The 8,597-nt window shown below is 56.2% G+C and carries 10 protein-coding genes; 2 read left to right on the plus strand and 8 right to left on the minus strand.

The window, feature by feature from the left end; all coding sequences use genetic code 11:
• Window positions 1-534: 534 nt before the first annotated feature.
• From ACFOLC_RS15905 to ACFOLC_RS15935, 7 genes are all read right to left on the minus strand, one after another.
• A complete protein-coding gene (locus tag ACFOLC_RS15905; protein WP_386760248.1) occupies window positions 535-936 on the minus strand; it encodes a hypothetical protein in 402 nt (133 codons plus the stop codon).
• Between the two features lie 128 nt (window positions 937-1,064).
• Window positions 1,065-1,295 (minus strand): hypothetical protein, encoded by a 231-nt coding sequence (locus ACFOLC_RS15910; protein ID WP_386760249.1) that lies wholly within the window; start codon window positions 1,293-1,295, stop codon window positions 1,065-1,067.
• Window positions 1,296-2,204: 909 nt separating this feature from the next.
• The gene (locus tag ACFOLC_RS15915; RefSeq protein ID WP_386760250.1) at window positions 2,205-2,750 is read right to left on the minus strand and encodes a hypothetical protein; all 546 of its coding nucleotides are present in this window, start codon (window positions 2,748-2,750) and stop codon (window positions 2,205-2,207) included.
• On the minus strand, window positions 2,692-3,093 hold the full coding sequence (locus ACFOLC_RS15920; protein WP_386760251.1) for a hypothetical protein: 402 nt from the start codon (window positions 3,091-3,093) through the stop codon (window positions 2,692-2,694). Before ACFOLC_RS15920 ends, ACFOLC_RS15915 begins: the two co-directional genes overlap by 59 nt.
• Before the next feature lie 59 nt (window positions 3,094-3,152).
• Window positions 3,153-3,464 carry a putative quinol monooxygenase gene (locus ACFOLC_RS15925; protein ID WP_386760252.1) on the minus strand — a complete coding sequence of 104 codons (312 nt, stop codon included), beginning with the start codon at window positions 3,462-3,464 and terminating at the stop codon, window positions 3,153-3,155.
• Between the two features lie 1,971 nt (window positions 3,465-5,435).
• Window positions 5,436-5,948: a hypothetical protein gene (locus ACFOLC_RS15930; RefSeq protein ID WP_386760253.1), complete on the minus strand. Its 513-nt coding sequence runs from the start codon at window positions 5,946-5,948 to the stop codon at window positions 5,436-5,438.
• A gap of 121 nt (window positions 5,949-6,069) precedes the next feature.
• Window positions 6,070-6,450, minus strand: coding sequence for a hypothetical protein (locus tag ACFOLC_RS15935; protein WP_386760254.1), 381 nt, complete (start codon window positions 6,448-6,450; stop codon window positions 6,070-6,072).
• A 185-nt stretch (window positions 6,451-6,635) separates the two neighbouring features.
• Between ACFOLC_RS15935 and ACFOLC_RS15940 the strand changes: the two genes are divergently transcribed.
• Together ACFOLC_RS15940 and ACFOLC_RS15945 are read left to right on the plus strand one after the other, a co-directional pair.
• Window positions 6,636-6,875 (plus strand): type II toxin-antitoxin system ParD family antitoxin, encoded by a 240-nt coding sequence (locus ACFOLC_RS15940; protein WP_386760255.1) that lies wholly within the window; start codon window positions 6,636-6,638, stop codon window positions 6,873-6,875.
• The gene (locus ACFOLC_RS15945; protein WP_386760256.1) at window positions 6,872-7,171 is read left to right on the plus strand and encodes a type II toxin-antitoxin system RelE/ParE family toxin; all 300 of its coding nucleotides are present in this window, start codon (window positions 6,872-6,874) and stop codon (window positions 7,169-7,171) included. The genes ACFOLC_RS15940 and ACFOLC_RS15945 overlap by 4 nt, the downstream gene beginning before the upstream one ends.
• Window positions 7,172-7,932: 761 nt before the next feature.
• Here ACFOLC_RS15945 and ACFOLC_RS15950 read toward each other — a convergent pair.
• The gene (locus tag ACFOLC_RS15950; RefSeq protein WP_386760257.1) at window positions 7,933-8,490 is read right to left on the minus strand and encodes a hypothetical protein; all 558 of its coding nucleotides are present in this window, start codon (window positions 8,488-8,490) and stop codon (window positions 7,933-7,935) included.
• Between the last annotated feature and the right edge of the window lie 107 nt (window positions 8,491-8,597).

Below are 8,597 nucleotides of genomic sequence, written 5' to 3' on the forward strand. Positions count from 1 at the left end.
TGATGCGCCATGCCGGACGAAGCGATGCAATCAAAACCCCGAACAACCCGCCGAAGCCCAAGCCCGCGATGGAACAGATTTTGGTGCGGCCTAACGCTGGAATTAAGCCGAACCGCGAAGCGGTTTCGGCTTGAATGACTTGTTATACGGCGGTGCTGATGGAGTCGGCAAACTGACAGCCCCGACCCCAGAGCACCCCGCGCCAGCCGGCACACTAACACGCACGGCGCGGAGGCTTTGCCCGGACAGCTTGCGGCGGTGAAGTAGCCGAAGCCACCGAGAGCGGGAGCACCGAAACCTGGCCACACGAGTGGCGGAGCCGAGCGCTGCACGATGGCCAGAACCGGAAGGATTGCTGACCGGAGCCGGCCGCCGCAGACATGACAGCGTTGCCGAAGGAAAAACCACGGCAATGTTTTTGCACCACCGTATAACGCCTGAGTTAAGCCGACTTGCGTAGTGGAGGAAAAAGCGTGGCAAGCTTTTTCTGCCACGCTTTTGCCGTAACGAAGCAAGTTCGGCTTGAACGAATTGTTAGGCCCCACCCTGCGGTGCCAAGCTTGATAGTAGCTCAAGAATCTCGCGGTTTTCATGCGTGCGATCTGCGATGGGACAGTTATATGAAACAAAAAGCATCTGAGAGTCTTGCCGCAAATACCACTGCTGCCAAAAGGAGTCGTCAACGGCGAACGCAATGCGAAATCCCGTGTACTTGCCGAAGGTGACCGTTGTTGGGCGTGCCCCGGCCTCTAGATGATCTTCAGCGAAATCAGCCAGATCCTGATCTTTGACCAATTGGTCCTTCTTGTAGCTGCTGATCTGCAATGCGCCGATATCTTCGGGACCAACGAAAGTAATGCACTCATCATCGGCGGAGTGTGTCCAGCCGTCCGGGAGTGAGGCGGACCAAGTTTGGGTGCTTACGAAATTTTTCATGTGGGGCCTAACGCCTGAGTTAAGCCGAACCGCGTAGTGGAAGCAAAATGTGGCACGCTTTTCAGTGCCGCATTTTGCTGGAACGAAGCGGTTTCGGCTTGAACGAATTGTTAGGCGGCAGCCGACGATTAGCCGCCGTTCTCTTTGAGTCTCTGACGCTCTTTGCCGGCAGCAATAATCTTGGCAATTGTGGAGTCAAGGCGAGCTTGCTCTACAGCCACGTTGGCGCGTGCGGCCTCAACCTTTGCTTGATGGTCGCGATGCAACTGAGCGCCGTTTGGCCCGACATAAACGCCATTGACCCAGTTCGCCGGATTCTCCTCCGGGAAGTCTTCAAAGAAATCTGACCACTCACCCATGTCGTACTCTCCTTCTGCCGCCTAACGCTTGAATTAAGCCGAGCCGCGAAGCGGCTTCGGCTTGAATGAATTGTTAGGCGGTGACTGCCCGAGAAACCCAGCCGACCGACTCACCGCCGCCGCCCACAATGTACCCGAAGCCCGGCCCAACAAGCGTCGGTGACGGAAGCCACGCGCGAAGCGGGTGGCGTGAGATGGCCTTGACCGGCACCGAGTTGCGACGTGGTGAGCCGCGCGCGTAGCGGGCGGCGCTGGTGTCCGGAACCCCAACGCCTGTGGCCTTACCCGGAACGCCGGATGCGTGGTGTCACCGAAGCCGCCGACAAGCGGAGCACCACAATGCGCAAGTGCGAGCGGCGAAGCGATGCCGGCGACGATCGCGACGGACTGAGGACTGCTAACCGGAGCCGACCGTTGACGATCGCAGCAATGTGGCCGAAGGAGCAACGACAACAATGCTTGCCGCAGCACCGCCTAACGCCTGAATTAAGCCGAGCCGCGAAGCGGCTTCGGCTTGAATGAATTGTTAGGCCGCAGAGTATCAAACCGCCAAGCAATCGGGCGCGGGAGCGCACTGCAACATACGATCCGAAGCCGGTTTTACCGTCCGAAAGCCGAGGATCACGGGCGCCCCTTAGCGAACTGTCCGCGTGACGTGGCCGAAAGACTGTCCGGCAGCGACTCGAGAACCTTTGGGCGCATCCTGGCGACAGGTCAACGGCACTGTCCGCAGCCGATGAGGTTGCAGCGGCGACAGAACAAACGCCAAGGTCGGCGGAGCGAAAGACGGCGAGCGCTCAAGGGATGCACAACAACACACAACAGCGCTTTGAGCAGCGGCCTAACGCTTGAATTAAGCCGAGCCGCGAAGCGGCTTCGGCTTGAATGAATTGTTAGGCTGCGTGCCGGTCACTTGGTGAACACCTTTTTGAGGATGCGGCCGGTCTCAGGATTGAGTGTGCAGCTCATGCCGTCCCATGATGCGCACGAAAGGAAGCCCTCTGGCGTAGGAATCACGGGGTTTGCGTAAACGTCATTTTGCCAAGGCAGCTCAGCAGACCAAACCAAATCAAAGTTATCTGCCAGGCAGTAGACGTTGGATTGGCCGCGAGGAAACTCATAGTAATCCTCACGCACGACAACATTGGAACCGACGGGGAACGCCTGAACAATTGATGTGCCAATAGGCTCGTGGCGCGCGATTGTCTGGCCGGTCGCTGTGTCTACTTTGCACAGACAGCCGTCCAGTAGCTCGAATCGATACTCGGATTGCAATGGACTCTCCAAGCAGCCTAACGCCTGAGTTAAGCCGACTTGCGTAGTGGAGGCAAAGGCATGGCAAGCTTTTCCTGCCATGCCTTTGCCGTAACGAAGCAAGTTCGGCTTGAACGAATTGTTAGGCCCCACCCTGCGGTGCCAAGCTTGATAGTAGCTCAAGAACCTCGCGGTCTTCATGTGTGCGATCAGCGATGGGGCAGTTATATGAAACAAAAAGCATCTGAGAGTCTTGCCGCAAATACCACAGTTGCCAGAAGAAGTCGTCAACGGCGAACGCAATGCGAAATCCCGTGTACTTGCCGAAGGTGACCGTTGTTGGGCGTGCCCCGGCCTCTAGATGGTCTTCAGCGAAATCAGTCAGATCCTGATCTTTGACCAATTGGTCCTTCTTGTAACTACTGATTTGCAATGCGCCGATATCTTCGGGACCAACGAAAGTAATGCACTCATTATCGGAGGAGTGTGTCCAGCCGTCCGGGAGTGAGGCGGACCAAGTTTGGGCATTTACGAAATTTTTCATGTGGGGCCTAACGCCTGAATTAAGCCGAGCCGCGAAGCGGCTTCGGCTTGAATGAATTGTTAGGCCGCGTTGCCGGGAGCCGCAAGCCCATGACCACCAATGGGCTTAGTCTCGAATCGTTCGCCGAAGCCTGCAATGAGCGGTTTGCCGCGCGAAATGGCTTGTTGAACTGAAGGCAGCGACAAAGAAGCCTGATGGCTCTCTTGACTGTCCCATACCTCAGTTACCCAGATGGCATCAGGATCAGTCGGGTCTTGCGCGACTATGTAGCTAAGGCAACCCGGCATGCCACTGACGCCCTCAATGAGGATGGAGATCAATGCGTCGCGTTGCCCTGGCACAACCCTCATCTTTCCGATCAGACCGTACATGTTTGTTGTTCCTTTCAGTGAAGCACAACCGGGAATGACAGCAGCCACCGCGGACGCCCCAGCTATTGCAATGAAATCGCGACGAGTCATGTGCATGATTAGCGGCCTAACGCCTGAATTAAGCCGAGCCGCGAAGCGGCTTCGGCTTGAATGAATTGTTAGGGGCGCCCCGCGGTCGCGTCTCAGTATTGCACCCGTACAGGCAACAAAGCAGAAGTTGATGAGCGAGATAAGCGCGCGAACTGGAGTCAGCGTAAGCCACTCTTGGTAGTGATAAGTGTTGGGATCATGTACGTATGCCGAGTACGCGTGAAAAACCAACACTAGCGGGCCACCAAGCAAGAGCGCGGCCCTGATGGGTCTTGCCGGAGCGTTCCAACCAACGAAGAGCGCCGGAACCGTCCAGAGCAAAAAGCCAGAGATTAGGCTTGCAAAATCTATAAGTGTCGGGTTGTGCACGCCGCGATCGTCAGTGCCCAGCGCGAACAGTGCTTGATATAAAAGTTCGTCCGCGAAAAAGGATGCGACACAGAGCAGTACAAAAAAGAAAATGAATCTATGAAATTGCACAACTAGCCCCCTAACGCCTGAATTAAGCCGAGCCGCGAAGCGGCTTCGGCTTGAATGAATTGTTAGGGGGCGCCCCGCGGTCGCGTCTCAGTATTGCACCCGTACAGGCAACAAAGCAGAAGTTGATGAGCGAGATAAGCGCGCGAACTGGAGTCAGCGTAAGCCACTCTTGGTAGTGATAAGTGTTGGGATCATGTACGTATGCCGAGTACGCGTGAAAAACCAACACTAGCGGGCCACCAAGCAAGAGCGCAGCCCTGATGGGTCTTGCCGGAGCGTTCCAGCCAACGAAGAGCGCCGGAACCGTCCAGAGCAAAAAGCCAGAGATTAGGCTTGCAAAATCTATAAGTGTCGGGTTGTGGACGCCGCGATCGTCAGTGCCCAGCGCGAACAGTGCTTGATATAAAAGTTCGTCCGCGAAAAAGGATGCGACACAGAGCAGTACAAAAAAGAAAATGAATCTATGAAATTGCACAACTAGCCCCCTAACGCCTGAATTAAGCCGAACCGCGAAGCGGTTTCGGCTTGAATGAATTGTTAGACCACTAGCCAGGAAGCTGGGAGCTTGAAGACAGCAGCCCAGACTGACGAGCGAAAGCGGCCACCTTTGCGACACTGGCTGTGTATACGTTGAAATCTCCAGCTTTAGACCGCCAAGTGAGAGTGCGGTTGGAGAGTGCAAAGTCTAGGCGGTGCCGCTTTATGCCGCGAGTCCACGTGTAGCCGGCAAAACCGGCCAGCGCAAGCGCGCCAACGGGAATCCGGGTGCCTCCAGGAATTGGCGCAACGAGAACGAGTGCAACAATTGCTAGGCACAGAGCGCCGAGCACAAACGGTGCGACCGCGAGCTCTTGCCGATAGGTGACATGCTTTACCGCACTCATAGGGATGATCTCCACACCGAACGGTTGGAGTGCGAGCTCTTTGCGACGAATGTATCGGAGCTGATTGGACCAGACGGTGGCGACTTGATTGACTTGGCGCGCGTAATCGTCGGGAGAGATGAGGGTTGAGATGAACTCGCCCTCTGGGTTGCTTTGTGTGTCAGCGGAAGTGTTTGTCATAGTGGTCTAACGCCTGAATTAAGCCGACCCGCAACGTGACGGTTGGCGAAGCAACGCGACACCCAGCAGCGGCAGAGTGCCGAAGCCGCGAAGCGGGTTCGGCTTGAATGAACTGTTAGGCCGCAGCCAACCCGTGAACTGACCGACTGTGGCCTTACCGAAAGACTACCAGCGGAACGGCCCGCAAGCCGATGACCGAACCGTTCCCCCGAAACGGCGCTTTACCCGGAACGCTTGATGCGCCATGCCGGACGAAGCGATGAAGTCACAACCCCGAACAACCCGCCGAAACCAAAGCCAGCGATGGAACAGGTTTTGGTGCGGCCTAACGCCTGAATTAAGCCGACCCGCGAAGCGGGTTCGGCTTGAATGAATTGTTAGGGCCCATGCTACGACGCCACAGCACATAAAAGACAGTAGCGCCTACCAGCCCATGGAGCCCAAAAAAGAAGATGGACTCAAGGTGATTGAGCCAGCCGTAGAGAGTGGGCTCGCCGTTGATGACAAGATCGACGTATTTGCCGTGCCAATTGCCACCAGAGGAATAGCCCGGGCTCCCACCTGGGCCTGAAAAAGCAATAGGAGCCGCGGCAGCAATAAACCCGATAAAAGCAAGCAGCCACCAGCGAAGTTTGCCGAAGTGGACAAGTATTAGGGTTGCTGGGATCCCAACGAAAAGCACGAATGGAATGGCAAAAAGCGCCGGGAAGAAGGAGTAGCGAGCAACATCCGCAAGCGAAGATAGGTCGCCTGCTATGGCTAGTGGGATGCCGAACGATGCAATGAAAACAAATGGTTGAACTGCAATTGCCGCAAGAGAAGAAATCAGGATTGCGGTGAACTTTCTCATGGGCCCTAACGCCTGAGTTAAGCCGACTTGCGTAGTGGAGCCAAACACATGGCAAGCTTTTTCTGCCATGTGTTTGGTGTAACGAAGCAAGTTCGGCTTGAACGAATTGTTAGAGCCCGCCTCAAGCTTGTTGCAGCATCTTGAGTAGCTCATCTTTCCACAGATTCTTGAAGGTGACGTAGCTTTCCCGCAACGTTGAGTCCTTGGCGAGAACGGCCTCAACTTCCGGCACAACGCGGAGCAGCAGAAGCTTGATGTAGTTGAACCATGTATCCATTTCCACGTGATGCATGGCCACCAACTGACCTAACAAGCGGCGCAGGTGAGATTGCCGAAGATTGTTGGCAACGCCAAGAACCGCAGGGTCAACCGCAGGATCTCCCCGTAGGTCATCAGTCAGATCCAGCGCCTCCTCCAGGGCAGTGAACTTGCGCTCTGGATCAGTCTCCCGCTCAGCTAGCTCGAAGAGGCTGCGTACTTCCTCAATTGTTTCAGAACTCATCGCAATTTCCTGCGGGCTCTAACGCCTGAGTTAAGTCGACTTGCGTAGTGGAGGCAAAGGTATGGCAAGCTTTTCTGGCATACCTTTGCCGGAACGAAGCAAGTTCGGCTTGAACGAATTGTTAGGCCCCGATTGACATACGCCGATTATTGTACCAAAATTTGGTACGAGTAGAGGAGGGCGTCATGGCCAGGAACACTAGCGTCAGCCTGGGTGATCATTTTGAGCAGTTCATCTCGGGCCAAGTAGACAGCGGTCGGTACGGCTCTGCCAGCGAAGTTGTCCGGGCCGGGCTGCGTTTGCTTGAGACTACCGAAAGCAAGTTGGAAGTTCTACGGAACGCGCTAATTGCCGGTGAACGCAGCGGGCGAGCCAAGTATAGCTATGAGTCGCTCATTGCAGAGCTGGACTCTGAGCAGCAGTGAGGCACTTTGATCTCACCAGGTCAGCGCAGGCAGACCTAAGATCGATCGCGCGGTTTACACAGAGCCGATGGGGTGTGCGGCAGCGCAATGCGTACTTGAAGGAAGTAGATCAAGTCTTTCGCTCGCTGGCGAAGAATCCCTTAATGGGAAGGGCTTGCGACGAGATCCGAGAAGGCTACCGGAAGTTCCCTCATGGGGCGCACGTGATCTATTACAAGCAGCCGAGTGAGGACGAGTTGCTGATCGTTCGGGTTCTTCATGCGACGATGGACGTGGACTCGAACATCGGGGCCTAACGCCTGAATTAAGCCGAGCCGCGAAGCGGCTTCGGCTTGAATGAACTGTTAGGGCCCGGCCGGTTGCGCCGAGCCCGCGACCGGAACTGTAACACCGCCAACGACTTGAAACGGCTAGCTGCGAGACGCCGGAAAAGCCATTTTGCGAGAACGAGCCGCGCGCGTAGCGGGCGACGTGACGTGCGATGGGGTTGTGAATGCAGCCGTGCGCGAAAGCGGGCGGCGGGGCGCCTGCGGGAAACAATGATCGGGCGACGGGCTTTTGCGATGAACTCTCAGCCGCAAAATCCAAACTGCTGAAATGCCAGGTGCCGGGGCCTAACGCTGGAATTAAGCCGAGCCGCGAAGCGGCTTCGGCTTGAATGACTTGTTATACGGCGGTGCTGATGGAGCCAGCAAACTGACAGCCCCAACCCCAGAGCACCCCGCGCCAGCCGGCACACTAGCACGCACGGCGAGGAGGCTTTGCCCGGACGGCTTGCGGCGGGAAGTGACCGGAGCCGCCGAGAACAGGAGCACCGCAGGCCGGCAACACGAGTGGCGGAGCCGGGAGCTGCACGATTGCCGGAATCGGGAGGATTGCTGACCGGCGCCGACCGTCGAAGACACGACAGCGTTGCCGTAGGAAAAACCACGGCAATGTTTTTGCACCACCGTATAACGCCTGAGTTAAGCCGAACCGCGTAGTGGAGCCAAAGGCATGGCAAGCTTTTCCTGTCATGCCTTTGGTGTAACGAAGCGGTTTCGGCTTGAACGAATTGTTAGTGGGCGTCGCCAGATCCATGCCGGACCCAGGCGATCACCCGGCCTAGTGTTGAATCATACAGAACAGAAAAGAACAGCCCTGCAACAGCAAAGGAGATGCCAAGGTAAGTGGCGGTTTTGTAGCCAATGTAGCGGCCGGGGCGATCAAAGACTGCCTTGGCAAAGCTTGAGTAGGAATGTTGAAGCTCAAAAGTGATGTAAGCACCGCCGATAAGAACAAGCCCGACAACAAACACAAGAAACCATGCGCGCTTATGTGGGGTGCCTAGAATCCGGCCGGGCTTGCTCCGTGTCTGAGCGGGCGTGCTTTGCTCTGGGCGAGGACGCGCAGCGATCTCTGTGAGCTTGATGTAGCCCCATGCAGGAAGAAAGACGATGGCAACGGCAAGGCAGACTCTCAGCCAATGCTCCTGAAAGTAGCCCGGAGTGCCAAAGACAACCATGAACACGTTGAGCAGCGATAGTGTCCACAACACGGCCAGCAGAGCGAGGATGGCGCGGGCCACATGAAGCAGCACTCGCTTTGTTTTCGATCCGACAGATTGCTGCGCCATTTCAAACGCCCCCTAACGCCTGAATTAAGCCGAGCCGCGAAGCGGCTTCGGCTTGAATGAATTGTTAGGGCGCAACTGGCTGAGATGTTCCGCGGCTTTGACCGCAA

This window comes from Lysobacter cavernae (assembly GCF_042648505.1).
GTDB classification, from domain to species: domain Bacteria; phylum Pseudomonadota; class Gammaproteobacteria; order Xanthomonadales; family Xanthomonadaceae; genus Lysobacter_L; species Lysobacter_L cavernae.